The 25,173-nt window shown below is 53.3% G+C and carries 20 protein-coding genes; 12 read left to right on the top strand and 8 right to left on the bottom strand.

What is annotated here, in order from left to right; genetic code table 11:
- Positions 1–118 precede the first annotated feature (118 nt).
- From ACZ2GZ_RS15020 to guaC, 7 genes are all read left to right on the top strand, one after another.
- The gene (locus tag ACZ2GZ_RS15020; protein WP_029596379.1) at positions 119–1,324 is read left to right on the top strand and encodes an NAD(P)/FAD-dependent oxidoreductase; all 1,206 of its coding nucleotides are present in this window, start codon (positions 119–121) and stop codon (positions 1,322–1,324) included.
- 50 nt (positions 1,325–1,374) lie between these two features.
- The gene (locus ACZ2GZ_RS15025; RefSeq protein ID WP_029596380.1) at positions 1,375–2,037 is read left to right on the top strand and encodes a hypothetical protein; all 663 of its coding nucleotides are present in this window, start codon (positions 1,375–1,377) and stop codon (positions 2,035–2,037) included.
- Positions 2,038–2,146: 109 nt separating this feature from the next.
- Complete coding sequence (locus tag ACZ2GZ_RS15030) at positions 2,147–4,231, top strand: heparinase II/III family protein (RefSeq protein ID WP_029596381.1); 2,085 nt, start codon at positions 2,147–2,149, stop codon at positions 4,229–4,231.
- A 109-nt stretch (positions 4,232–4,340) separates the two neighbouring features.
- Positions 4,341–6,350: a catalase gene (locus tag ACZ2GZ_RS15035; RefSeq protein ID WP_214715278.1), complete on the top strand. Its 2,010-nt coding sequence runs from the start codon at positions 4,341–4,343 to the stop codon at positions 6,348–6,350.
- Positions 6,351–6,495: 145 nt separating this feature from the next.
- Complete coding sequence (locus tag ACZ2GZ_RS15040; protein ID WP_131471984.1) at positions 6,496–7,680, top strand: MFS transporter; 1,185 nt, start codon at positions 6,496–6,498, stop codon at positions 7,678–7,680.
- Between the two features lie 109 nt (positions 7,681–7,789).
- The gene (locus ACZ2GZ_RS15045; protein ID WP_029596385.1) at positions 7,790–9,847 is read left to right on the top strand and encodes a PAS domain S-box protein; all 2,058 of its coding nucleotides are present in this window, start codon (positions 7,790–7,792) and stop codon (positions 9,845–9,847) included.
- Positions 9,848–10,048: 201 nt separating this feature from the next.
- Complete coding sequence (guaC, locus tag ACZ2GZ_RS15050) at positions 10,049–11,032, top strand: GMP reductase (RefSeq protein WP_029596386.1); 984 nt, start codon at positions 10,049–10,051, stop codon at positions 11,030–11,032.
- Between the two features lie 29 nt (positions 11,033–11,061).
- On the opposite strand, the gene ACZ2GZ_RS15055 is transcribed toward guaC, so the two are convergent.
- From ACZ2GZ_RS15055 to ACZ2GZ_RS15065, 3 genes are read right to left on the bottom strand one after another with little or no spacing between them, the layout of a single operon-like run.
- Positions 11,062–11,490, bottom strand: a complete 429-nt coding sequence (locus ACZ2GZ_RS15055; RefSeq protein ID WP_051627766.1) for a GNAT family N-acetyltransferase — start codon at positions 11,488–11,490, stop codon at positions 11,062–11,064.
- Complete coding sequence (locus tag ACZ2GZ_RS15060) at positions 11,490–12,350, bottom strand: MBL fold metallo-hydrolase (RefSeq protein ID WP_029596388.1); 861 nt, start codon at positions 12,348–12,350, stop codon at positions 11,490–11,492. Before ACZ2GZ_RS15060 ends, ACZ2GZ_RS15055 begins: the two co-directional genes overlap by 1 nt.
- A gap of 44 nt (positions 12,351–12,394) precedes the next feature.
- Positions 12,395–15,577, bottom strand: coding sequence for an EAL domain-containing protein (locus ACZ2GZ_RS15065; protein WP_470295378.1), 3,183 nt, complete (start codon positions 15,575–15,577; stop codon positions 12,395–12,397).
- A gap of 153 nt (positions 15,578–15,730) precedes the next feature.
- Here ACZ2GZ_RS15065 and ACZ2GZ_RS15070 point away from each other — a divergent pair, with 153 nt between their 5' ends.
- A complete protein-coding gene (locus ACZ2GZ_RS15070; RefSeq protein WP_021067931.1) occupies positions 15,731–16,042 on the top strand; it encodes a hypothetical protein in 312 nt (103 codons plus the stop codon).
- A gap of 41 nt (positions 16,043–16,083) precedes the next feature.
- Here ACZ2GZ_RS15070 and ACZ2GZ_RS15075 read toward each other — a convergent pair whose 3' ends face one another.
- The gene (locus ACZ2GZ_RS15075) at positions 16,084–17,076 is read right to left on the bottom strand and encodes an LLM class flavin-dependent oxidoreductase (RefSeq protein ID WP_029596391.1); all 993 of its coding nucleotides are present in this window, start codon (positions 17,074–17,076) and stop codon (positions 16,084–16,086) included.
- Between the two features lie 273 nt (positions 17,077–17,349).
- Here ACZ2GZ_RS15075 and ACZ2GZ_RS15080 point away from each other — a divergent pair, with 273 nt between their 5' ends.
- A complete protein-coding gene (locus ACZ2GZ_RS15080; protein WP_214715282.1) occupies positions 17,350–18,726 on the top strand; it encodes a YjiH family protein in 1,377 nt (458 codons plus the stop codon).
- A 72-nt stretch (positions 18,727–18,798) separates the two neighbouring features.
- Positions 18,799–19,458 carry a C39 family peptidase gene (locus ACZ2GZ_RS15085; RefSeq protein ID WP_029596392.1) on the top strand — a complete coding sequence of 220 codons (660 nt, stop codon included), beginning with the start codon at positions 18,799–18,801 and terminating at the stop codon, positions 19,456–19,458.
- Here ACZ2GZ_RS15085 and ACZ2GZ_RS15090 read toward each other — a convergent pair.
- Complete coding sequence (locus ACZ2GZ_RS15090; RefSeq protein ID WP_214715290.1) at positions 19,446–20,255, bottom strand: hypothetical protein; 810 nt, start codon at positions 20,253–20,255, stop codon at positions 19,446–19,448. The two genes, ACZ2GZ_RS15085 and ACZ2GZ_RS15090, sit on opposite strands and share 13 nt — an antisense overlap.
- Positions 20,256–20,351: 96 nt before the next feature.
- Here ACZ2GZ_RS15090 and rluF point away from each other — a divergent pair, with 96 nt between their 5' ends.
- Positions 20,352–21,062, top strand: coding sequence for a 23S rRNA pseudouridine(2604) synthase RluF (rluF, locus tag ACZ2GZ_RS15095; protein ID WP_021067926.1), 711 nt, complete (start codon positions 20,352–20,354; stop codon positions 21,060–21,062).
- A 30-nt stretch (positions 21,063–21,092) separates the two neighbouring features.
- Here the strand turns inward: rluF and ACZ2GZ_RS15100 are convergent, their stop codons facing one another.
- Together ACZ2GZ_RS15100 and ACZ2GZ_RS15105 are read right to left on the bottom strand one after the other, a co-directional pair.
- Positions 21,093–21,527, bottom strand: coding sequence for a hypothetical protein (locus tag ACZ2GZ_RS15100; RefSeq protein WP_214715292.1), 435 nt, complete (start codon positions 21,525–21,527; stop codon positions 21,093–21,095).
- A gap of 35 nt (positions 21,528–21,562) precedes the next feature.
- On the bottom strand, positions 21,563–21,982 hold the full coding sequence (locus ACZ2GZ_RS15105) for a hypothetical protein (protein ID WP_214715294.1): 420 nt from the start codon (positions 21,980–21,982) through the stop codon (positions 21,563–21,565).
- Between the two features lie 115 nt (positions 21,983–22,097).
- On the opposite strand from ACZ2GZ_RS15105, the gene ACZ2GZ_RS15110 reads away from it, so the two are divergent.
- Positions 22,098–22,424: a hypothetical protein gene (locus ACZ2GZ_RS15110; RefSeq protein WP_214715296.1), complete on the top strand. Its 327-nt coding sequence runs from the start codon at positions 22,098–22,100 to the stop codon at positions 22,422–22,424.
- A gap of 49 nt (positions 22,425–22,473) precedes the next feature.
- On the opposite strand, the gene ACZ2GZ_RS15115 is transcribed toward ACZ2GZ_RS15110, so the two are convergent.
- Positions 22,474–25,095 carry a S8 family peptidase gene (locus ACZ2GZ_RS15115; protein ID WP_214715298.1) on the bottom strand — a complete coding sequence of 874 codons (2,622 nt, stop codon included), beginning with the start codon at positions 25,093–25,095 and terminating at the stop codon, positions 22,474–22,476.
- Positions 25,096–25,173: the final 78 nt, after the last annotated feature.

Raw genomic sequence — 25,173 nt, forward strand, 5'->3', positions numbered from 1 at the left:
TGAATCGAGAACGTAAGCGATTCCGCAAGCCGCAGACAGATTGTCTGCGGCCTTTTGCGTTTTTATTCGTGAAATTCGGGGATTAAGTAGAAGATGCTGATTATCGGAGGATGACGTCATGGAGATGCATAACGGGAACTTATATTGGCCGACCACAGAATCGGAACAGATTGTCTTACAAAAACCAATCAAGAAAGAACGCTACGACGTACTCGTCATCGGAGCGGGCATGTCCGGGACGCTGACAGCCTATACGCTTCACAAGGACGGTGTCGATTTCGCCGTCATCGATCAAGGGAAAGTCGGGACCGGGAGTACGGCCGCGAACACGGGACTCATTCAATACTCGAACGACATCATGTTGCACGAACTGGCCGACCAAATCGGCGAAGCGGATGCCGTCCGCTTCTATAAACTGTGTGCCGAGGCGGTCGATGCGCTCGATGAGGTCGCCGAGAAGGTTGACGCCAAAGACGTCTATATCCGGCGCGACAGTCTTTGCTTCGCCAGCAGTGAGGCAGATGTCTCCAAATTGAAACGGGAGTATGAGATGCTGACGAAACACGGACTCGCGGCGGAATGGCTCGACCGGGAGGCGTTACAGGAACGTTACCCGTTCGATAAACCGGCCGGCTTGATCACGAACGGCGATGCCGAGGTCAATCCGCTCACACTGAGCCGTCAGGTCGTCCGGTATTTGTCGACCCAAAACGTCTCGATATTCGAAGAGACGGACGTCACGGAAGTCGTCGCCGACGGCGACGACTGGCTCGTCTTGACGCCATCAGGGACGTTCAAAGCGGGCCACGTCATCTTTGCGACCGGCTATCGCCCGGCCCCGCTCCTCGACACCCATCGGATCGAACTCAACCGCTCCTATGCGATTGCGACGAATCCTGTCCCTGATTTCGCTGACTGGGAAGGTCAGGCGCTCATCTGGGAGACGAAACGACCGTACCTCTATTTACGGACGACCGTGGACGGTCGCATTATCGCCGGCGGACTCGATGAAGAAAAGGCAGAGACCCCGCATAGCGAGGCGCTCATTCAAAAGCGGGCCGAGCGGTTGCGCCAAGAAGTCGAGGCTTTGTTCCCGATGTACAAGTTGACAGTTGAATACGCCTGGGTGGCCCTGTTCGGTGAGTCAATCGACCAACTACCCTTCATCGGGGAACATCCGGATCGTCCCAACCTCTACTATTTGCTCGGGTACGGGGGCAATGGCACGGTCTACAGCATGTTAGGTTCTAAAATCTTGAGTGCGTTGGTACGCGGTATCGATCATCCAGATGCTCGGATCGTACGGCTAGATCGGACACGTTAATCCCCTGACATCAGGGGATTTTTTCATACATATGCATTGGAGTGAGTTAAATGACAACAAAACAAAAACCAAAATGGGTATATCGTCTGAGGCGCGGCCTTCTCTTCATCCCCGCCATCGCCTTGACCGCCTACGTCTGGCCGCATGAGTCGACCGAAAAAACGACTGATGAAACCGTCACGCAAGCAGATGCGACTGACGACGCAGGACGTTACACGATTGAAACGAGACAGGCCGTGAAAGAAGATGAGGCCGTCCGCTATACGTATGACATCATTGTCCACGGACAACCTGACGTCGAGACGCTCCAATCCATCAGTCAAGATGTCATGGACGAGGTGACGGCGCGCGATACGTTCCAAGCTGCCCTTCTCCGCTTCTATGATCACGAAGCTTATATCGGTACCGAATCTCCACTCGGCGAAGCCGTGTTTGCTCCCGAGGGCGATTGGAGTTTAGCGGATACGGTGCAGCCCGGAGCCTATGAGGAGATGACATTCGGCTGGCAATTGAAAGAGAAGGAATGGGATGCGCAACTGTCAGACGAGGAAGCGCGCGTCTGGCAAGTATGGAATCGCGTCTATGAGGCCGAGCGATCGGACGATCCTGACTTGAAGGCGAAAGTGACCCGCACCGTCTCAACAAAATATGACCTCGACCCTGAAACGGTCCAGCGCATCGTCTTAAAGCAAAGTGTCTGGGCCGCGTTATAACCGGATTCATCCAGAAAGATAGTACGAATTTTCCTTTCTTTGGCTAAATATATAATTGTATACTAATTGTATACATGTAACCGTTGACGGTCAGAGAAAGGAAGACGTTATGAAACGATGGATGGTTTTATGCCTACTGCTGGTGATGATTGGCGCCACCTTGATGCCGCGACAGGTTGACGCCGCATCAATCCCACCTTACGAGGTGAGTGCACCTGGTGGCACGACGCTCTATCAATTTGTCGGCAAGACGCTCAAGCCGAAAGCGACGTTGCGTGCGGCGAAGCGGTTCAAGGCGCTCAGTACGTCCGGTCACTACTATAAAATCCAAGACGGTAGAACCGTCTACTACGTGAAGAAGCAAGCCGTCACACTAGTCGCGACGAACTTGTCGTTGACGACGTTTTCCGGTTCGACCTACTCCCGACTGACGCACGAGTATATGCGCTCAATTTCTCGCGGACAGACGCCTTACTATTACGATGAGTTGACCGCCAAGACTGCCATCGCCCGGGCCGACGCCGCTATGAAGGGGAACTGGTATATCCCGTCCCCACCCTATCAGTTGCGTGTCCCGAACATCGATACATACCGGTTTGATGTCAGCGTCCCTGCGGTCGATTCGACGTCGTTCAAGTTTCAAATCCATTACTTCACGACGTTGAACCAGTTGACGCAAGCGTACGCCGCCACCGGACGAGACGATTATCTCCGCTACGGCAAACGAATCGTCAAGAGTTGGACCAAGCAATACCCGGCCGCGAACTATACGCGCTACCGCTGGCCGTATCACGATCATGGTACTGCCATCCGGACATTCCATTTGCTCAACTTCTGGAATGAATTCCGTTCGTCCGCGGTCAACACCGACCCGGCCTTCTCGCAACTGTTCGCCAAGACACTATATGAACATGCAACACTGCTGGCAACACCAAGCTTTTATAAACCGAACAACAATCACGGCATGTTCCAAGATATGGCCTTGACCGCCGTCGCGGAGACACATCGGAGCTTCTATCGTTCCTCGTCGTGGCGTTCTCTCGCGACGAACCGCCTCACTGGGCAGTTGAACCATAGCTTGAGCACGGACGGGGTCCATCTCGAACACTCACCGTTCTATCAAATTTATCTGTACGATACGCTCGCACGTTTCAACGACTGGGCGGCCGCCAACCGCTTCGCCTTATCGAGCCGGATGCGTGACGTCAAAGATATGCCGAGCGCGCTGACGTATATGTTGAAACCAAACGGGACACTGCCGATGTTCGGCGACACCCCGTCCATCACGCACCGGACGGACGCGATTCCATATATCGAGCGCTATCCGCACTTGACCTACGCGATGACGCAGGGACAATCGGGGACCCAACCGTCGACACGGGTCGGCAAGCTATCGAACCAGTATGCCTTCTTCCGTCAACATTGGGGCGGCACCACCGGACCGTTCCGGGACGCGGTCCAAGTGATGATGACGGCTGGCTATCATAGCAATATCCATAAGCACGCCGACGATTTGTCGATCGATCTGTACGGCTATGGGCGTGACTTCCTCGTCGAGAGCGGACGCTATGCATATACGAACCGTCCCGAGCGCAGCGTCGTCATGCAGGCTGCGGCCCACAACACCGTCCATGTGGCGGGTAAGAGTTTCAACTTGACGCCGAGCAACTTGCGGCGAAGCCAAATCACATCGGTCGGTGCTGCATCGACGCAATGGACGGCCGCGGGAACGAGCGGGCTACTTGGTAACGGGATGACGCACACCCGTCGTCTCGCCTACGACCGTGATGGGACCGTGCTCGTCTATGACGACATCACCAGCCCGACCACGACCTCATTCGTCCAGCGGTTCCATCTCGGGACCGGCTTGAATCGCGTCTCGAGCGGCAGCCGTCACGCCATGTATAAAGACAATGAGAATCGATCGATCCATCTGTTGCAACTTAACGTCGGATCGACACCTAAAGTTGCCGTCGGTGCGAGTTACGTGTCGTACCGGGACTACGACTGGCAACGCCGCAATCAAGTCGTGACAACGAAGCGTGGCAAACAAGTGGAGTATTTGACACTGATTCATATCGGTGAAAAGACGACGAAAATCACGTCCGCCACGGTTCAAAAGACGTCGCGCCACTATATCGTGCGCTACAAACTGTCGGACGGCAAGACGAAAACCTTATCGATGCTACGTTAACCTCCATTTGAAAAATGGGGGTTTTTTCTCGGTCGGTTAGGGAAAACTCGTACAGTAGGCCAAATTGTGGCTTACAGCGTGTGCACATACTTAAAGGGGAGGCACTAACATGGGGAATAAGAAAGAAGAGCAGTTAAAACAACATACGATTGACAATGAGCAGCAAGCCGGGCTCACGACGAACCAAGGATTGAAGATGGCGGAGGATGAATTCTCGCTCAAAGCCGGCCGTCGTGGACCAACACTGATTGAGGATTTTCACTTCCGCGAGAAAATGACGCACTTCGACCACGAACGTATTCCTGAGCGTATCGTGCACGCACGCGGTGTCGGAGCGCACGGGGAGTTTCAAGTGTATGAGTCACTCGCCGAATATACGAAAGCCGATTTCTTGAACGACCCGTCGAAAGTAACGCCGGTGTTCGTCCGCTTCTCGACAGTGCAAGGTTCGCGTGGGTCTGGGGACACCGTGCGCGACGTCCGTGGCTTTGCGACCAAGTTCTATACCGACGAAGGCAACTATGACCTAGTCGGGAACAACATCCCAGTCTTCTTCATTCAAGACGCCATCAAATTCCCTGATCTCGTCCACGCCGTGAAACCGGAGCCGCACACGGAAGTGCCTCAAGGCGGAAGCGCCCACGACACGTTCTGGGACTTCGTCGGACAAAACCATGAGACTGCCCATATGATCATGTGGGCGATGAGCGACCGGGGCATCCCGCGCAGCCTCCGCATGATGGAAGGGTTCGGCGTGCACACGTTCCGCCTCGTCAACAAGGAAGGCAAGGCACACTTCGTCAAATTCCATTGGAAACCAAAACTCGGGGTCCATTCACAAGTCTGGGACGAAGCCCAGAAAGCGCTCGGCAAGAACGCTGACTTCCACCGTGTCGACTTGTACGAAGCGATTGATAAAGGCGATTATCCGGAATGGGAGCTCGGACTTCAAATCATCGCCGAGGAAGACGAGTTCAAGTTCGACTTCGATATTCTCGATCCGACGAAACTCTGGCCGGAAGAAGAAGTGCCCGTCAAACTCGTCGGAAAGATGATACTTAACCGCAACGTCGACAACTTCTTCGCTGAGACCGAGCAAGTCGCGTTCCACCCTGGTCATCTCGTTCCGGGAATCGACTTCTCGAACGACCCGCTCCTGCAAGGGCGCCTGTTCTCGTACACCGATACGCAACTGTCACGTCTCGGGGGACCGAACTTCCATCAAATCCCGATCAACAAACCGGTCTGTCCGTTCCATAATAACCAGCGCGACGGCATGCATCAGATGGCTGTCCATAAAGGACAGACGAGCTACCATAAAAACGCGCTTAACAACAATCAGCCGGAGCCCGTCCCAGCCGACCAAGGCGGGTTCGAGCACTATCAAGAGAAAGTCGACGGTCATAAGATTCGAGGCCGGAGCGACAGCTTCCTCGACTTCTACTCACAAGCGAAGATGTTTTATAACAGCATGACCGACGTCGAAAAGCAACACATCCAAGATGCCTGCAGCTTCGAGCTCGGTAAATGTGAGTCGGACATGGTCAAAGAGAATGCCGTCGACCTGTTGAATCGAATCGACCGTCACCTCGCCTCGGTCGTCGCTGACAACCTCGGGGTCGACCTCCCGGCCGAGAACAACGAAGTCGTCTCAGACAAAGCCTCACCGGCGCTCAGCATGGCCAATACGATTGCGAAGCCGGACACGAAGAGCGTCGCCGTCCTCTTGGCCGGAGACGTCGATGCCGCGCAAGTGAAGGCGTGGGTGCAAGCGCTCGCCGATCATAAGGTCAATTACAGCCTCGTCGGCAAGAAATCATATACGCTCGGCGATCTTAAAGTGAAAGAGACATACGACACGGTCGACTCGAGCCTGTTCGATGCGGCTTTCCTCGTCAGCACCGCGACCTCGGTCGAAGACGACGTGCTCGAGTTCATCGAGAACACGTATAAACACTTCAAACCGCTCGCGTTGCATCTGCATCATGATGAAGTGCTCGACCGTTGCCGCGTGAAGACGGACCAGCCAGGTGTATACACGTTCAAACAACATAGCCTCGATGGCTTCGATACGTTTATCGACGGCATCGCAAAGGGCCGGTTCTGGGACCGCCAATAAATGCTTGACGTAACCGATTCGCTTCAGCGAATCGGTTTTTTGATTAGAATGCGTCTGTTCGGACAAACCCCTCTTCGTTTGTTATACTGCTTTAGTTATGTTTATTAACTATTTATAATCAAATGAAACAGGAGGCGGGTGGCAGATGCATTTAACCGCACAAAAACTATGGACGAAAGACTTCCTCATCATCTCTCTCGTCAACTTCTTCTTAACGCTCATCTTTTTCTTATTGATGGTGACGATTGGTGTCCACGCCGTCTCGGCATATGGGGCTTCGACGAGCGAGGCTGGCCTTGTCACCGGCATCTTCATTATCGGGACCCTCGTCGGGCGACTCTTTATCGGGCGCTTGATCGATTCGATTGGACGTCGCAAGACGCTCCTAATCGGCCTCACGTTCTTCACCGCTACGATTTTGCTCTATTTCCTCGACTTTGGCATCGGCTTCTTACTGTTCACCCGCTTTGTCCACGGTCTCGGGATGGGACTGTCGAGCACGGCGACGGGAACGATTGTCGCCCAAGTCATTCCCGGCTCCCGAAAAGGTGAAGGCATCGGCTATTACAGCATGAGTTCGACGCTCGCCACCGCCATCGGACCGTTCGTCGGTTTGATGATGAGCCAATACACGAGTTTCTCGGTCATCTTTCTCACCTGTCTCATCGTCGGTCTCATCAGTCTCGGGAGCGCCTTGTTCGTGAAGGTGCCTGAAGCTGAGAATCCGCAAGTCATCCGAGGGTTTTCGCTCGGTGCATTTGTCGAACCGAAGGCGTTACCGATCGCGCTGATCATCGGCGTCGCCGCCCTCAGCTACTCGAGCGTGCTATCCTATATTAATTTCTATGCGAGCGAGCTCGACCTTGTCGAAGCCGCGAGTATCTTCTTCCTCGTCTATTCGATTGCCGTCCTCATCTCGCGCCCGATCACGGGTCGTCTGATGGATGCACGCGGCGCCAATGTCGTCATGTATCCGGCTATCGTCCTGTTCGCCATCGGCATGCTCGTCTTGAGTCAAGCGAACAACGCCGTCATGCTGTTACTCGCTGGGGCATTGATCGGACTCGGCTTCGGCAACATCCAGTCCGGCACGCAGGCGATCGCCGTCAAGGCTGCGGACCCCCATCGGATGGGCATGGCCACGTCGACGTTCTTTATCGCGCTCGACGCAGGCCTTGGATTCGGCCCTTACTTGATCGGATTGCTCATTCCGTTGACCGGTTTCTCAACGCTGTATCTGTTGCTTTCCGGTGTGGCCTGCTTCACCGTGCTCCTCTACTACTTGATGAACGGCCGCCGCGAGCGGACCGAAATGAAACGAGCAGCCTGACAGGACTTTTCACAGTCCTGTCTTTTTGGAATGTTCACACATTTTGTCTCAACTTGCGGTAATATGAAAATGACGCGCCGAAAAGTTTTTGATTGAAATGAGGGACATGATGCACGCCGACCAGACCATCCAACACTATTCCTCCGTCCTGCTCCGTACGTTCGACAAAATTTCAGATTTTGTCTTCTTTATGGAAGTGGACGGTTCAACTTATCGCTACTTATTTGTAAATGAACCGGGACGACAGGCGATTGGCTGGACAGATGCCGATATCGGGAAACGTGTCGAGGACATGGTTCCGCCCGAGACGGCCACTCTCGTCACACGCCATTATGACCAGGCCGTCCGCGAACGAAAAAGTCTCGTCTTCGAGGACTATCGCTTGGCCGAACCGTCTTATACGACATCGTCCGTCTCACACGAGATTCGCTTGCCGGTTCATTACTATGAATCCGAGGTGACGCCGGTCTTCGATGAGTCGGGTGCCTGCACGCACGTCATCTCGGTTGTCCGAGAAGTGACGGACCGGAAACGTCGTGAACTCGAGCTGTCTATCTTGAAAGACCAACACGAATCGCTCCAACGCTATTCACCTCACGGCATCTTCGTTCTTGACGACGCATTACGTGTCCAATCGGTCAATCCTGCCGTCACGCAAATCACTGGCTACGAGGAAGCCGACTTGTTGGGGCAGTCTTTTCTGTCATGGCTACCCGAGTCGGAACGGGACCTTGTCGATGAGGGCCTCCGCTTCGCCTTGTCCGGAACGCCGCATAAATACGGCATGACCGCACCTCAAAAGACGGGCGACTGGCTTGATTTGGCCATCTTGAACATCCCGATCGAAGTCGGGGGACACATCACGGGACTGTTCGCCATCATTATCGACCATACGCCGGAGAAGAATGCCGAACGGGCGACCCAGGAGAGCGAACGTCGTTATCGCCAATTGATTGAAACGATTCCTGAAGGCATTATTGTCCATAAAGACGGTGTGATTCTATATGCCAACGCCTTGGCGCTAGAAACGATTGGCGAGAGGTATATCGAGAATGAATCGATTTTCACGTTCGTCGCCACGGAATATCATGAGACGACCAAGGCACGCCTTCATGCGTTGCGCCAAGGCGATCCGGTCCAAGACACCGAGGTCGTGCTCGTCACCCCGGCTGGACGAAAGCTGCATATGGATATCGGCAGCCTGTTAATCAATTATGAAGGAACGACTGCCGTCATGACCTTGTTGCGCGACGTGACTGAGAAGCGTGAGATGGAGCGGGCGCTTCATCAGAGCGAGACGCAATATCGTCTCATCACGGAGAACATGAGCGACCTCGTCTGTATTCTCGAGCGTGACGGACAAGTTCGCTACGCCTCGCCATCCCATCAAACCGTGCTCGGATATGCCCCTTCTTTCTATGAGGGCAAGAACACGCTCGACTTCATCCATCCGAACGACGTCGAACCGGTTAGACAACAACTTCGGATGATGACGGCGACGAGCGAGCCACTCACGCTCGAATTCCGACATCTGCATCAAGATGGCCGTTGGATTTGGCTCGAGACGAAGATTCAAGCGATTTATGACGACAGCGGGCAACTACTTCATTATTTGACCGTCACGCGTGAAATCATGAAACGAAAAGTGCTCGAGAAGCAGCTTAAGCATTTGGCTTATCATGATACGTTGACCGACTTGCCGAATCGGCGCTACTTCCTTACCTATTTAGAAGAGACGTTAGCACGGTTCACAGAAGAAGACGAGGCACTCGCCATCTTGTCGCTCGACATCGATCGGTTCAAACAAATCAATGATACGCTCGGTCACGACATCGGTGACGAGTTGCTGCGCCAATTCTCCGCTCGTTTGACCGACGTGTTGCGCAACCAAGATGTGATCGCCCGCTTCGGCGGTGACGAATTCTCAGTGCTCATCCGCTACACAGAAGCAGACGCACCAAAACGGGTGGCCGAAAAACTGATCACCGCCCTACAACACCCATGGCAACTAGAAAACCATTCGTTCGTCACGACTTCAAGCATCGGTGTGGCCCCGTACCGTGCTGGCATGTCGACGAAATTGTTGCTTAAACAGGCAGACTTGGCCCTTTATCAGGCGAAAGCCAACGGGCGCAATCAATACGTTGTGTATGAAGACCGCTCTTAAAGCGGTCTTTTTTCACGTGAAACATTTTAAATTATCATCTAAACACGAACATTAAATACAATTAAACGAAAATCATAAAGAATTTTTACCTTCTATCACCATATTCCTTTGACATATATCTCGATTTAAGTTACATTACCGAATGGGCGAAGTATTTACCAATCAACAAATCAAATTGTTCGTAAATAGGGGTGTGACAACATGGATAAAGTATTTGATTATGAAGATATTCAATTAATTCCCGCAAAATGTGTCGTTGATAGCAGATCTGAATGTGATGCGAGCGTGACGCTCGGAGGCTTTACGTTCCGACTGCCGGTCGTTCCAGCCAACATGCAAACGATCATCGATGAGAAAGTGGCGTTATCACTCGCCGAGAACGGCTATTTCTATATCATGCATCGCTTTAACCCGGAGACGCGACTTCAGTTCATTGAAGATATGCATGGACGCGGTTTGTATGCATCGATCAGTGTCGGTGTGAAAGAGGACGAATATCGCTTCGTCGAGATGCTCGCGGAAGCCGGACATACGCCGGAATTCATCACAATCGATATCGCCCACGGCCACTCGAATGCGGTCATCCGGATGATTCAACATATCAAACACCATCTTCCAGGTTCGTTCGTGATCGCCGGGAATGTCGGGACACCAGAAGCGGTCCGAGAACTCGAACATGCCGGGGCGGATGCGACGAAGGTCGGCATCGGGCCAGGTAAAGTCTGTATCACGAAAATCAAGACGGGCTTCGGCACGGGCGGGTGGCAACTCGCCGCGCTCCGTTGGTGTGCCAAGGCGGCGACAAAGCCGATTATCGCGGATGGGGGCATCCGGACACATGGAGACATCGCCAAATCGATTCGCTTCGGGGCATCGATGGTCATGATCGGTTCGCTGTTCGCCGGACACGACGAGTCTCCGGGTGAGGCGTTCGAACAAGACGGAAAATTGCTCAAAGAATACTTCGGGTCGGCTTCTGAATTCCAAAAAGGGGAACGGAAAAACGTCGAAGGCAAGAAAGTGTTCGTCGAGCATAAAGGGGCGCTCCAAGACACGTTGACCGAGATGGAACAAGACCTCCAATCGGCCATCTCTTACTCGGGTGGGGACAATCTCGATGCATTGCGCACTGTCGATTACGTCATGGTGAAAAACTCCATCTTTAACGGGGATAAAGTATATTGAAAAAAGGCGACTCGCGCGAGTCGCCTTTTTTATAACCGTTTCGTCATCATATAGTAGTCCGAACCCGGCGGATAATCACGGAGCACACCGGCGACTTCATAGCCGAAGCGTTCATAAAATGCCTTCGCCTGAAACGAGAATGTCGTCAACTTGACGCGCGTCGCTCCGAGGTCACGGGCAAACCGCTCCCCTTCCTCGAGCAGACGGCTCCCTAGGCCGGTCCCCGTATGTTCTGACGCGACCCAGAGCCGGTCCAAGTCGAACCAGCCCCAATAGACGCTCCCGAACAATCCTGCGATCACGTCCCCGTCCTGTTCCACTTTCAGCTGGACGACCGGCACGTCCGCGTTGCGGATCTCACGATGGTGCACCGAGTGGGTGTCATTGAACATCCGCAATCGACTCGTCAAAAACTGTTGAAATGCTTCGGCCTCGTCGTGAATCCGTATGATGTCCATCACCGTCCCTCGCTCGAACCGTTCACGAAGAACGAGATCAGCTCTTGCACTTCCTCGTCGACGGCCCGACCTGTCAAACGCTCGTACTGAGCGGTTATCGCCTCTTTATTTCCCGGGAAATCGAGGGTGATTTGGGCCAAATGACGTAAAACATCTCGGTCTTTCTCATATTCCAGGCGGGTCACGACTTGACCGTGCGACCAGACGTACGCCTCGGCCTCGAACTGGTCGAGTACATCCAGGAGACGCAACGTCTGCGTCGGGCTCATCCGCCAAGACGGCGCGTACAAGTTTGCATAGAGCGCATCTCCTAAAAACAACACCTTTTCCTCTGGCACGTAAATCACGACTGCATCAGCGGCGTGATCGCCGCCGACGTGCTTCAAAATCACGTGCGCCCCGCCAAGGTCGAGGGTGAGCGTATCATCGAACGTCATCGTCGGTAAGACGACGCGCATCGATCGCTCCGCGCCGTATTCGAGTTGAATCGCTTCTGCGCAAAACGCAATCTCGCGTCCGTCCTCGACCCGTTCGGCTAACGAAGCATCATCCCACGCGTAGGGTAACAGTCGTTCCATCCCGGCTTTTGTTGCCGTGCTCGCGATGGAGACGGCGTCGGTCAGCGCCGACAAACCAAAGATGTGATCCCAATGCCAATGCGTCAACGCGACGAGCGTCGGCCGCTTGATGCCCCGTTCAGCCAAGGCGTCTAGAAATAAGTTCGTGTGCGCCTCAGAATTCCCTGCATCAATCATGAGCGTATGGGTGTCGCCGACGACAGCCCCTAAAATGGGACGATCGGTCTCCGCGACCGGGTCCATATACCAAAATCGGTCCGAATGCTGTTTAAGTGACTGCATGATTGGCCCCCTCCTTCATCTGTAATACTTTAAATGCCTCCGTATCAATTTTCTTGATGTGAGTCGTACACGTAATAGCCATCTCCCCCGCATTTTTTGGCGACATACATCGCCGCATCCGAGTGATGGATCATCGCATCGAGCGAAGCGTGGTCTTGTGAGCAAGCGACGCCGATACTGGCCGACAACCGCAAGGACAAGCCATCTCCGACGTTCATTTCCTGGGAAATGATAAGATTCAACTCCTCAAATCGGTCTGCTCCAACTATTTCTCGTTCCGCATCGATGACGATTAAAAACTCGTCGCCTGCGAAGCGATACGCCTTCCCGTCATACGTTTGACTGAACGAGCGAATCCGTCGTGCCGTCTCGATGAGCACTTCGTCCCCGATCAGATGACCGTAGGAATCGTTTACTTGTTTAAAATCATCCAAATCGATGAACAACAGCACGACCGACTGCTTCCGATTCATCTTTTGTCTCATGTCGGTCATGAACGAGTGCCGGTTCGCCAGTTTCGTCAAACTGTCTTGGGTGATGAGTTCGATGACTTCCTGATGCTTACGTTCGCGCCGAATCTCGTTCTCCATCCACCGGGTCACGAGCAATATCGTATCCGTCATCTCGTTGATCGTCGCTGCGTCGACGACGTCGTTCAAGCTGCCCTGTTCGGCCAAGAACACGACCCAACCGAACGTCTTGCCATCATTGGACAACGGCAGACTGATCATCGAGCTAAACTCGATTCCATCGATCACAAGTTCGGCACGACCTAATTTTTGGTGCCCGATTGTCGTCAAAGCATGAAGTTGTTGCAGGGCATCACTCGTCCAGTCGAGCTTGCCTTCCCCGTCCTCGGATAAGACGCGATGTTTCGACTCCGTCGAGAAGACGACGGCATGGGAATAGCCGATCCAGCCGCGGAGCACCGTCTGAATCCGTTTTAGTTTATTGCCGAACGGTTCATGAAGTGCCGTCACCTCATAAAGTGACTCGAGCGTCTGTTGACGTTGGGCCTGGGCCCGTGTCTGTTCCGTCAATTCGATTTCAGCCATGACCCAACGCGCGAAATCTTCAAGCGACTGCAACGCTGCCTCGTCAAACGTGCGAGCTCGTTCGTCCGTCACACAAAGCGTGCCGATGACATGTCCGCTTCGCGTCGTGAGCGGAACACCGGCATAAAAACCGAGGTTTTCAAGCAACGGATTGTTTGTCCCGGCCTCAGACGTCTGCACATCCTCGATGACAACCGACGATTGGCCAGTCACGACTCGATCACACAGCGTCCATTCCTGGTCCACGTGTGGGCTCTCAAGCAAGGGACCCGCACAGGACTTGAACCATTGTTGGTCTGTCGTCAAAATCGAGATGAGCGCGACCGGCATGTTCAGCGTGCGCGCGACAAGTCGCGTAATCCGATCATAGCGCTCCTCTCGCGGAGTGTTTAAAATCTCAAGGCGCAGAATCGTCTTCAATCGCTCAGCTTCTTGTTCATCAAGTACCGTCGACGGAGAAGTCGTGGCCAACTCGAGTTGCCGTAGCGCCGCATGTTGATAGACGAGCGCATCGAGTGCCTGTTGGAGCTCATTCAGCGGGAGCGGACGACTGAAGAAATACCCCTGAATCTCATCACACCCGAGCTGTTCCATCACCCGATACTGTGCTTCCGTCTCGACCCCCTCGGCCGTGACCTCTAAATTCAATTTTTTAGCGAGTGAGACAATCAATTTGACGATTTCATATTCTTTCAGGCCGTTGTCTTTATCTAATTGACTGATGAATGAGCGGTCGATTTTAATGCCGTCAATCTCAAACATCTTCAAGTAATTGAGGGAAGAGTAGCTGACGCCGAAGTCGTCAATCAACACGCGAAAGCCTTTCGTTTTCAAATAGTCGACCGTCTGAATGCCAAGGAGCGGTTCTTGCATAAGCGTATGTTCCGTGATCTCAAACTCGAACTGTTCTGGTCTCAACCCGTATGTCGCGAGCACCTGTAATAACTGTTTGATATAGTCTTGCCGAAACAACACCGGGGATACGTTGACCGCGACACGTCGCCCTGCAAACAGGTCCGGTTGCTCGATCATGTCACGACAGACGCGGTCGAAAACGAACCCGGTAATGTCTTCAATCAAGAGCGACGTTTCGGCAATCTTAATAAACGTTTCCGGTGAGACGTTACCGAGCGCCGCACTATGCCACCGCACGAGCGCCTCAAAATGAACCATCCCGTCCTGACAGCCAACTTTCGGTTGATAGACGACGCTCAGTTCATCTGCTTTCAGTCCCTTGATGAGTTCCATCTCAATCGTCATCTCATCGATATAATGTTGGACATAATCGTCCTTTTCGTACACTTTGATAATTTGCTTGCCCGCTTGTCTCGCTTCGAGGAGCGCCGTTGACGCATTCATGATGACCCGGTCGGCGTCCTCGCTCCCCGCGCTGATTCCGAGACAACCGGATAAAGCGAACTCGGTCTCGGCCACTTGGTACGTGTACGCTGCGATGGCCGCAAGCAATCGTTCCCCATGTATCGTCGCTGTCTCGATTGAGGTGTGGGGCAGCACAGCGATAAAATCTTCACCGTCTACGCGTCCGATAATCGATCCTTTCGGCAACAGGTCCGATAAGTGCCGCGTCATCTCTTTAATCAGGCGATGGGACTGTTCCACACCTTGAAGAGATAAGATGATTTTAAAGCGATTGATGTGCAAGCGCATGACACTCGTCGCTTCCGCCCCTTCTTGTTTCGTGAACAGCTTCTCGAGCTCGAGCTTCACTTTCATCAAGTTTGGCATCCCGGTCAAATAATCGATGTTCTCGATGCTACTCAATAGCTTCATTTCTGCCTCTTCCGACAAATCGGTCGTCAGCCCTAATACATAGCGCACGTTACCCGCCTCATCTTCAAGCGGCATGAGAACCGAGGAAGCAAAACGGGCGGTATTGGTCTCGATATTCATTTGTGACATGAAATAGACCGGTGCGTGCGTCGCGACGACTTCGTCATAATGCACGATTAACTCGTTGGCGACATCGACCGCATACATATCATGTAAATACAAGCCACTCACATCGTCCGGGAGCGAGGACGCCAGTTTCCCCTGTTCACTGACGCGTGCGTACCGATATCCCTCAGGCGTCACTTCCATCAAAAACACCATTCGATATAATTGAACGAATACGTCAAACAAATAGTGCGGGTCGATCTTCATCTGCTGCATACTGTACCTCCAGGCAATCTCCGTTTCTTCTAGTTTAGTGGTTTTAGCCGGTCTTGTTCACGAAACCGTTTAAAAAAAGGGGAAGACGTTTTTAACGAGCGGTCAATAATCGGGTATAGATAAGTAAAAGTCGCAAAAGTGAGGTGAACCATCATGCTCAGTCGAAACGTCTATCCACAAACACGGCCTGGAAAATGGTCGGTCCTCTTGTTGCTTGCGGTGTTCGTGCTCTTACTCGTGTCTGCTCTCATCGTCCAATCCGCTCAACCATTCAACTTCGACACGTTATTCGACAACACGTGGGCGGCTATCGTATCGATGTTGGCCATCGCCGCCGCACTCGGTGCGTTCGTCGTGGGGGTGTATACAATCTTACGCAATCACGAACGTTCGGTCGCCGTCTTCTTTACCGTCTCGCTCGGCGGGCTTGTCGCTTTGTTCGTGCTCATGCAACTGTTCCTCTAACTGACAAACGCACCTTTCCGTTAGGAATAGGTGCGTTTTCGTCATAGAAGTTCTTTGGCGAGCAACCGATAGACGTTCAAGCGGCTCTCTTGTGTATGCTGGATGCTGCAAATCATCGCCTCATCAAATCCATAATGGGCTGATTCTTCCTGCAGTTGCGTCGCAATCTGCTTCGGTGTCCCGACGAGATGGATTTTTCGGTTATTGGCGATTTGAATCTTGTCGATTTCGGTGAGCGGATAGTCGTGTGCCGCCTCCGGACTCATCAATTGGCGGAGCTGGCCTTTCATCAAGAACAGGCGCGATAGATCGGATGGACGTGCCAAATACTCGGCCTCTTCTTCCGTCTCGGCCGTCGTGACGAGATACGTGACGCTGATGTCCGGCTTCTCCATGAAAGCGGACGGGGTGAAGTGCTGACGATACGCGTCAAGCGCCGCGACACTCAGCTCCCCATTGAAGAATTGAGCGAAGGAATAGCCGAGCCCCATCCGTCCTGCTTGGATGGCGCTGTTCCCGCTCGACCCGAGGAGCCATGCCTCAGGGAGCTTCACACCCGTCGGCGCTGCCGGCGTATTCTTATACCATCGTTCTTCCGGCGCCTCATCGTTGATGAGTTGGAGTGTCGTCCCGAGTTTTTCATACAGGCCGTCCATCATCGGTTTTTGCCCTTGCGACATCGCGTAAATGGCGTTGGCGTCTCCACCCGGTGCCCGCCCGACTCCAAAGTCGATGCGGCCCGGTGCGAGCGCACTGAGCGTCTTGAATACTTCGGCCATTTTGAGCGGTGAATAGTGCATCATCATGATGCCACCTGACCCAAGACGAATTCGTTCTGTCTTGGCCGCAATATAAGCCGCGACGACTTCCGGTGCCGAGCTAGCGAACGACATGCCGCCGTGATGTTCGGCCATCCACATCCGGTAATAGCCGAGCTCTTCTGCCAATTGGGCCAGTTCGACCGCACTTTGTAACGCATGTTCTGACGTATGTCCGGATGTCACCGGCGCTTGATCCAATACACTTAATCTCATCTGTATCGCTCCGTTCCTAAAGTATATATGGTGAATATCTCGATTTTGTAAGACTCGCCGTCATCATACTAAAGTGAGCCGGAGAATACGAATAGTTCGCTCTTGAGAACGCTTTCTTTTTTCAGAAAATTACAACGGGTTGTTGCCTGCTGGATGTTCACTTCTCTATAATGAACGAGAAGAAGCTATTCCTTCATAGCAATTCACGTAACGCACGATGGGGACGTGCCAGTGAAGCGCACACTACACTTTCGGGGAAAAGGGGTAAATTGAATGAATCACACACCAAACCGGTCCGGTCATGACGGGCCCAGATTCACATCAGCAGATTACATGAAATTCATCATTCCATCGTTAATCGGGATTCTATTCTTCATCGTCCCAATCCCGTCTGGTGACGGGTTCACCATTCCCGTTGCCTTTTTATCGAACTGGCTGATTGATTTGATTGGCGACTTCGTACCGACGATTGCCGTCATCATGATGGGAATCTCGGTCGTCGGTTCACTCATCACGTACGCGGTCAAACCGGCGTTCATTTTAGAGCGTCCACACATGAACACGTTATTCAACGTCACACCGTTCTGGTTTGTAATGCGCGTCATCGGTTTCATCGCCGGCGTCATGACATTACTCGTCATCGGTCCCGAGGCGATCACGTCCGAGTTCACGGGTGGGTTGTTGTTATATGACTTAATCCCGATTTTGTTCGCGACGTTCCTGTTCGCCGGGATGTTATTGCCACTCCTGTTGAACTTCGGATTGCTCGAGTTCGTCGGCACGATGCTCATCAAAGTGATGCGCCCGCTGTTCCGTCTACCGGGTCGGGCCTCGCTTGACGCGCTCGCGTCTTGGGTCGGGGACGCCACAATCGGAATTTTATTGACGACAAGACAATATGAAGAAGGCTACTACACGAAACGGGAAGCCTCGATTATCGCCACGACGTTCTCTGTCGTCTCGATCACGTTCACAATCGTCATCTTGTCGTACATGAAACTCGACGCCTACTTCCCGCATTATTACGGAACTATTATCTTGTCTGGTATCGTCGCCGCGCTCATCATGCCGCGCATCTATCCGTTGTCCCGTAAGCCCGACACGGCATATGAAAAAACGGAATTGAAATCGGAAGAACCGGTGCCGGCGAATGTCCCAATGCGCGTCTGGGCACTACGTCAAGCGTTGCTCAAATCAAAATCGAGTAAAGGCGCCGGCGCCACGTTCAAAGACGGGTTCCAAAACGTGCTCGACATGTGGCTCGGCATTTTGCCGGTCGTCATGGCCGTCGGAACGATTGCGCTCGTCATCGCCGAGCACACGTCATTGTTCACGATTCTCGGCAAACCGTTCGAACCGATTCTCATGCTGTTGCAAGTGCCAGAAGCAGAGGCCGCGGCCCAAACGATGGTCGTCGGGTTCGCCGATATGTTCTTACCAGCCGTGCTCGGCAGCGGCATCGAGAGCGAGTTGACGCGATTCGTCATCGCCTGTGTGTCCGTCACCCAGCTCATCTTCATGTCTGAGGTCGGTGGATTGTTGCTCGGCTCAAAATTGCCAATCTCGTTCTTCGATCTCGTCCTCATCTTCTTGTTGCGGACGATCATCACGTTACCGATTATCGTCGGGATCGCCCATCTCATCTTTTGACGACGACACGCCCGTTCTCTCATTCCAGAGGACGGGCGTTGTTTGTATAATAAAGAAAAAGGGAGGTGCGTCATGGACGAACATTATGCCGGACAGCTCGAAGTAGCGAAGAAAGGCTATGCTGGAATCATCGACCCTAAGGCCTACGTGAACGACCGCTATCACGGCCATTGGACGGTCAAAAGCGAGAAGCGCATCAGCGGGGTTCCAGTGTTGCTTCAAAAAGCGTTCAGCGGGGGCAAGAACAATTGTACGCTCACCTCGATGACGGCCATTTTCCGCTATTACCATGACCTTGGCTATGAGCGCATCCCAGAGGACGTAATCGAGATTCAACGAGACGCGCGTGAGATTGCGCTCGCCCATCAGTTCAAAGACGAGAAAGGCACACCGCCGACTCGAATCAGTACGATCGTCACGAAACTATGGGCCCATTACGGCTACAAAGGGCACAGCAGCTCACGTTATCTATGGAAATGGTCGACATTCGAGCGTGAACTCGCGGCCGACCGCCCCTTCATCTTGAATATGGCGAACGGATTTTATAAAAATCACTCCGTGACCGGAATCGGGTACATCATCTTCCACAAGCCCGGCTTTCCAGACGTCATCTTGCTCGAGGTGCTCGATAACCGCTCCCGCGACATCCGCTATATCGATTTCAACGAGTTCAACTTTTGGGGCAGTATCACACGCGTCCAGCCGCCAAAGCTTGACGTTCAGCCAAAATAACGACGAGCGCTCGCTTCGATGGCCGCCCCGATTTGCATCAGATGCTCCCGTTTCGCATACGAGCCATGGTGAAGCCCGAACGCGTCTCGACCGTTCCCGAGACCGACGAACACTTCAGACGGTTTGAAATGTAACCCGATTATCGGGATACCGAGCGTCATGTGATAACCGAGTTCGAACCGGGCACTCGGATACGCGTCGAGCCGTTCACTGTGCGTGAACCCAGTAAATGCCGCACAGTTATCCCGCCCCAGGACGATCAAACGGGACGGGGTCACATAACGAATCGTCCGTTCGAGCAAATCGAGCGATGTCGGGTGCTCCATCCACTGGCGTCCCGTCTGCAATTGGCCCATCTGACGCGACGTCGCATATTTGAAGAAGTCGATATGGAGTGCCGACCCATCGTAGAATGAGCGTCCCATGCCCTCAAGCAGAGCCTCGAGCTTCGCCCCGCCCGGTTTGCCGAACCAACTCGTCGTCGCCCGTCCGCCCTCAAAGTAAGTCGCAGCATAGTCAAGCGTCGCTTCGAGCGCACTTTCATCTTGTAAGTAGGTATCGAGTGATTCGTCACGCCAATAGAACTTTTGCGATTCCCCACTTCTGACGGTGCCGTCCCGTTCGTAAAATTCGCCGCGCGACGGGTTCGTCCCGACGGTGAGCCACTGTTGCTCCGTCGGGCGCCCATACCATAAGACCGGCGAGGCGCCATCAATCAGTTCCGCCTGAAACGACGACGTCATGAGCGCTTGTTGAAATCGAATTGCGTCTTGCAATAGCACACATGCCTGATCCATCGTGCCACATCCTCTCTACTCGGTCGTTTCCCGCTTTCAGGCACATGTAAAATAAGTTATAGTGAGAGGACGAAGCCAAAAAAAGGACGTGGATCTATGCGTATCAACAAATTCATCAGTGAATCCGGCAAGGCGTCCCGCCGCCAAGCCGACCGTCTCGTCGAAGAAGGACGGGTCACCATCAACGGGAAGAAAGCGAAAATCGGCGACCAAGTGAACCCAGGAGACGAAGTGCTCGTCAACGGTTCGGCCGCCCGCGTCGCACGAAACAACGTCTATATCGCCGTCCATAAACCGGTCGGGATCACGAGCACGACCGAGAAGAAAGTCAAGGGCAACTTGGTCGACCTCGTCAACCACCCGCTACGCATCTTCAATATCGGCCGTCTCGATAAAGACTCGGAAGGGCTCATCTTGATGACGAACGACGGTGATATCGTCAACGAAATCCTTCGCGCCGAGGGCGAGCACGAGAAAGAATACATCGTCTCGGTCGATAAGCCAATTACCCCGGAGTTCGTCGAACAGATGGAAGCCGGCGTCAAAATCCTCGGCCAGAAGACGTTGCCGTGTAAAGTCCACCAACTGTCGAAGTTCGATTTCAACATCACGCTGACGCAAGGACTCAACCGCCAAATCCGTCGCATGTGTGAAGCGCTCGGCTACGAGGTGTACCGTCTTCAGCGCGTACGTGTCATGAACATCACGCTCGGCAAGCTCCCGCCCGGACAATGGCGCGACCTGTCGAAGAAAGAGCGCGAGCAGTTGTTCCGCGAATTGAATTACGAACCGAAAGAATGGTATTAAAACAAGCCCAGACGCTTTTGTCTGGGCTTGTCATCGTTCATAGAGCGATGCGACATGGTCGGTCTCTCGTCGGATAAAGCATTTGAGTTGGGCGCATAAGTCATCGAGTTGCCCCATCGTCGTCTTGAACTTGAAGGTCGCATGGAAGTGGTCGAACGGATCGTGTTGCCACTCGTCATGGATGAAGACGTCGACTTGAATCGTGCCTGTCCGATCAATCATCGTGAACGTGAGGCTGATTTTATGGTCATCCGCATCAGGGTCCAACAACTGCCAAATCACGGGTTCCTTGCCCCAGGTGTTGTTGAATCCAGCAATCGAGTCAATCAGTTCTTGCAGTGTCTCATCCTGCATATATACATCTTGATTGCTCGAACAGACAGATGCATGGAGCTGAAGCCTAATCTGATAGAACAGCTCCGTCTCGTCCATCCAAATCCGTTCCATCTCGAATTGAGTTTTCATTTTCTATACCCGCTTTCTCGTTTTGACCTAGCCACTTATTCCGGACGAAGCGATTCGACCAGGTCGGTTTCGCGCGCCAAGAAAACAGACAGTTGTCGCTGCAAATCATCCATCTGCCCCATCGTCGTCTCAAACGAGAACGTCACCTGCATGTCCCCGCCATCGCCTTTCATTTGCTCGACCACGGCGTTGACTCGAACGGTCCCTCGCCCATTCGCCAGTTCGAACGTCAAGGAGACATGAACGAGCGGGACATCGAGTGTCCACGTCTGGGGCGACTTCCCATTTCGTGCATTGAACGCGGATAAGGTGGAGATCAGCGTGTCGATGTCGGATGCGGGTACATACTCGTCCACCGTGACCTCGCACCATTTCCCTTTCAGGGTCAATACGACTTCCATTTCCAAACCGTCTTCCCACATCCGTTTCATGTTGAACTGTTCCACTGTTCCCATCCCTCGCTCTCTCATTTCGACTATATCATGTCGTTTCCACGAAATCCGCCAACTTTTCGTCAAAACGGGAATAGTTCTATGCAGATGATTTCGCAACGAAAAGAGGTGAATCGTCATGAATGGCGCCTTGTTCCCTCGTACCTCGGTCGGCAAGTGGTCGATCATCCTCATCGGCTTGTTCCTAGCCATGTACGTGCCGTTCCTCCTGCTCGATAACTTCGATACGACCTTCCACTCGGCGCTTTGGAGCGACAACGCCGCGAACATGCTCCGGCTCAGCTATATGACCACGTTCTCCGTCCTCGGGCTCGGAGCGTTCGTGACCGGATGGTGGGCCATCTTGAAACAAAAAGAGTACGCCGTGCTCGTCTTCTTCGCTGCCGCGCTCGGTTCCGGACTATTCGTTTTATTGGTCATGGAGCTCCTCGGCATCCTCGAGTAGAAAACAAAACAAGGAGTTCGCCGCGGCGAACTCCTTGTTGCTTGCGCACTTATTTGACGATGACTTGCTTCATCTGGCTGGCGCGGCCTTTCGCATCTTCAATATGAACCGAGAGACGCTCTCCTTTTTTGAGCGTGCGTGTCTTCGTGACGAACGATCCTGTGAGTCCAGTCGTCCCTTTCCCGATGACGCGGCGCTTCGCATCACGCACGATGACCGTCATTCCAGCATCGGCGCGACCCGTCACTTGCTTCGCGTTCGCACGCGGCGTCGTGACGACCGGCTGTTTCGGACGAGCTCCTTTCGTGACAAGGAGACGTTCGCTCGAAACGAGCTTGCCGTTGCGATAGACGACACGGAGTGTCGTGCCTGCTTTTTGTGCCCCGACGTTCAAGGCGACACGAGCCTGTTTCGATGTTCCTGTCGCAAGACGTTTCTCGCCGTTATAGACCGTCACGTTCGTCCCGCTCTGCACACTCGCGGAAAACACAGTCGAATTGTCACGGACGATCCCTGGCTTGGCGTAGAGACGTAGCATCGAAGCCGCATAATGCACGTTCACTTTGCCGTATCCGCTGATGTAATCGTAGTTGAACGGAAGCTCTTCTTCAGACTCATCCATGAAATAGCTGAGTCCATCTTCGTAGCTCATTCCGCCAGTCGCGTCGCCACCTGAGAACGCGACCGGTTGCGCTGTACGATGGAGCAATTGACGTACTTCTTCCACTTTGAGTGTCGGACGTGTCGATAACAACAAACCAACGACGGCCGAGACGTGCGGTGTCGCCATGCTCGTTCCGTCCATATAGACGACGTTACCGTTTGGCACGAGGCTCGCGACTTTCGTTCCCGGTGCCACGACGTCGACGCCGTATCCGTGGTTCGAGTAATCCGAGACGATGCCGAACGTGTTCGTCGCACCGACCGAGATCGTGTATTTCGATGAAGCTGGGTATGACACACTTGAATCGCCATCGTTCCCGGTTGCCGCCACGACGACAACACCGCGGTCATACGCGTACTTCAACATGTAACCGATTGTCCGGCTCTCGCTTCCGCCTAGGCTCATGTTGATGACTTTTGCTCCCGCATCGACAGCATACTTGATGCCGAGCGCGATTTGTTCTGTGTCTCCAGAACCGCTCGCATCGAGCACTTTGACCGGGAGAATCGAAACGGCCGGCATCATACCGCGCATCGATGTCCCGTTGTTTTGAATCGCACCGATGACGCCGGCGACATGTGTCCCGTGGCCGTGGTCATCGATGGCACTGCCTTCCCCGTTCGGGTCGACAAAGTTCTTCTCGTTGGCAATATCGACGCGTCCTTTGAAGTCAAGGAGGCGATAATCGACACCCGTATCAAGCACGGCCACTTTGACCGATCGTGCCGGCAAGTTGAGTGCCTCGTAAGCGTCAATGCCGATTCCAGCATCTTGGAACGGCGCCAATACCGATTTTGAATTGAGTGACCATTGATAGTCGTAACTCGTGTCGGCCATGAACGCTTGATACGTCTGGACCGGCTCGATGAATTCGACGTTCGCGTCACGCTCGAGCGTCGACTTGGCCGTCGCTTGCGTTTTCGTGTTCGCCGCTTCGATGTCGACGACCGCGAAGTGGTCACCCGGGCGACCGAGATCGACTTTCTCCGCTGAGACGTTCGACAATGCGTTCATCTTGCCGAGCGACTTGCTCGGTGACGACTTGTATTTGACGATATAACGCGGCGCGTCATCGACTTCAATCGATACCCCGAATTTACCCATTACATCTTGGAGCGGTGTTCCGGCAAGCGTACCCGTTCCAAGCTTAGCTGCTACCTTGTCGACTTCTGCTTGCAATGCTGTCGGCACGCTTGACGTCACGAGCGTCTGTAACCGTTCGATGGCCGCTTCATCCGCTTGCGTGAGCGTGTATGATTTCCGGTCGACGAGCGCGTTCATGAGTGGCTGTAATGCCTTCAAATCGTTGTACGCTTGTTGGCGTTTCGCGCCGTCTTTCACCATCGCTTTGATGAGGTATGGCGACGTCCGATAGTACAAGGCGGCCAAATCGTTGCCTGACTCCGATTGTGCCAACACTTCCGTCTGAATGCGACGGATGAGTTTCAACATCGAGTCGCGCTCTGGTGCCGGATTTAAAATCGATTCGACGGCACACATGCCCGCCTCCGTCTCAATGTTTTCATACTTGACCGGCAATTTGACCGGGTTGTAGACGAGTTTGATGTCTGAAGGCGACACCGTTTCTTCTTCCATCATCGGGAGATACTCCACTTTGATGTAGTACGGGCCTTCCCATGCATACGGGAAACGAATCGTCGCCGTTTGCTGTCCCTCTTCTTGTGTCGCGCTCGAACGATACTGCTCGAACGTTTCATCTTTTGCGGCCAAATCGGCGCTTGGATAGACCGAGATGTTCGCGAGTTTCGTCGAATCGAACTGAACTTCCATATGCGTCATCGCTGATGGAGTCCCCCGTTCCATTTTGAACCAGTATGTATTCGTGGCGTCTGTCCCGGTTTCGAACGTGACTTCTACCCCTGGGCTGAGCGTCTTCGCCTCTTGCATCCCCGCTCCAGCGTCCGCACTCGCTTGTGGTGGAATCAATGCCAATACGAGCATGAGCACCGTGACGAATGATAAAACCTGTTTCCATGTTGCTTTCATCTGTTCTCCTCATTTCTATATGTCCAAAGCTTCAACCGACGGATCCGTCAATTCATGTATACGTGATAATAGCTTGAA

The organism is Exiguobacterium sp. KKT215, assembly GCF_055635335.1.

Bases quoted from the DNA above. Each gene is read 5' to 3' on its own strand.
- ACZ2GZ_RS15020 (WP_029596379.1), top strand. From the start codon at position 119: ATGGAGATGCATAACGGGAACTTATATTGGCCGACCACAGAATCGGAA.
- ACZ2GZ_RS15025 (WP_029596380.1), top strand. From the start codon at position 1,375: ATGACAACAAAACAAAAACCAAAATGGGTATATCGTCTGAGGCGCGGC.
- ACZ2GZ_RS15030 (WP_029596381.1), top strand. From the start codon at position 2,147: ATGAAACGATGGATGGTTTTATGCCTACTGCTGGTGATGATTGGCGCC.
- ACZ2GZ_RS15035 (WP_214715278.1), top strand. From the start codon at position 4,341: ATGGGGAATAAGAAAGAAGAGCAGTTAAAACAACATACGATTGACAAT.
- ACZ2GZ_RS15040 (WP_131471984.1), top strand. From the start codon at position 6,496: ATGCATTTAACCGCACAAAAACTATGGACGAAAGACTTCCTCATCATC.
- ACZ2GZ_RS15045 (WP_029596385.1), top strand. From the start codon at position 7,790: ATGCACGCCGACCAGACCATCCAACACTATTCCTCCGTCCTGCTCCGT.
- guaC (WP_029596386.1), top strand. From the start codon at position 10,049: ATGGATAAAGTATTTGATTATGAAGATATTCAATTAATTCCCGCAAAA.
- ACZ2GZ_RS15055 (WP_051627766.1), bottom strand. From the start codon at position 11,490: ATGGACATCATACGGATTCACGACGAGGCCGAAGCATTTCAACAGTTT.
- ACZ2GZ_RS15060 (WP_029596388.1), bottom strand. From the start codon at position 12,350: ATGCAGTCACTTAAACAGCATTCGGACCGATTTTGGTATATGGACCCG.
- ACZ2GZ_RS15065 (WP_470295378.1), bottom strand. From the start codon at position 15,577: ATGCAGCAGATGAAGATCGACCCGCACTATTTGTTTGACGTATTCGTT.
- ACZ2GZ_RS15070 (WP_021067931.1), top strand. From the start codon at position 15,731: ATGCTCAGTCGAAACGTCTATCCACAAACACGGCCTGGAAAATGGTCG.
- ACZ2GZ_RS15075 (WP_029596391.1), bottom strand. From the start codon at position 17,076: ATGAGATTAAGTGTATTGGATCAAGCGCCGGTGACATCCGGACATACG.
- ACZ2GZ_RS15080 (WP_214715282.1), top strand. From the start codon at position 17,350: ATGAATCACACACCAAACCGGTCCGGTCATGACGGGCCCAGATTCACA.
- ACZ2GZ_RS15085 (WP_029596392.1), top strand. From the start codon at position 18,799: ATGGACGAACATTATGCCGGACAGCTCGAAGTAGCGAAGAAAGGCTAT.
- ACZ2GZ_RS15090 (WP_214715290.1), bottom strand. From the start codon at position 20,255: ATGGATCAGGCATGTGTGCTATTGCAAGACGCAATTCGATTTCAACAA.
- rluF (WP_021067926.1), top strand. From the start codon at position 20,352: ATGCGTATCAACAAATTCATCAGTGAATCCGGCAAGGCGTCCCGCCGC.
- ACZ2GZ_RS15100 (WP_214715292.1), bottom strand. From the start codon at position 21,527: ATGAAAACTCAATTCGAGATGGAACGGATTTGGATGGACGAGACGGAG.
- ACZ2GZ_RS15105 (WP_214715294.1), bottom strand. From the start codon at position 21,982: ATGGGAACAGTGGAACAGTTCAACATGAAACGGATGTGGGAAGACGGT.
- ACZ2GZ_RS15110 (WP_214715296.1), top strand. From the start codon at position 22,098: ATGAATGGCGCCTTGTTCCCTCGTACCTCGGTCGGCAAGTGGTCGATC.
- ACZ2GZ_RS15115 (WP_214715298.1), bottom strand. From the start codon at position 25,095: ATGAAAGCAACATGGAAACAGGTTTTATCATTCGTCACGGTGCTCATG.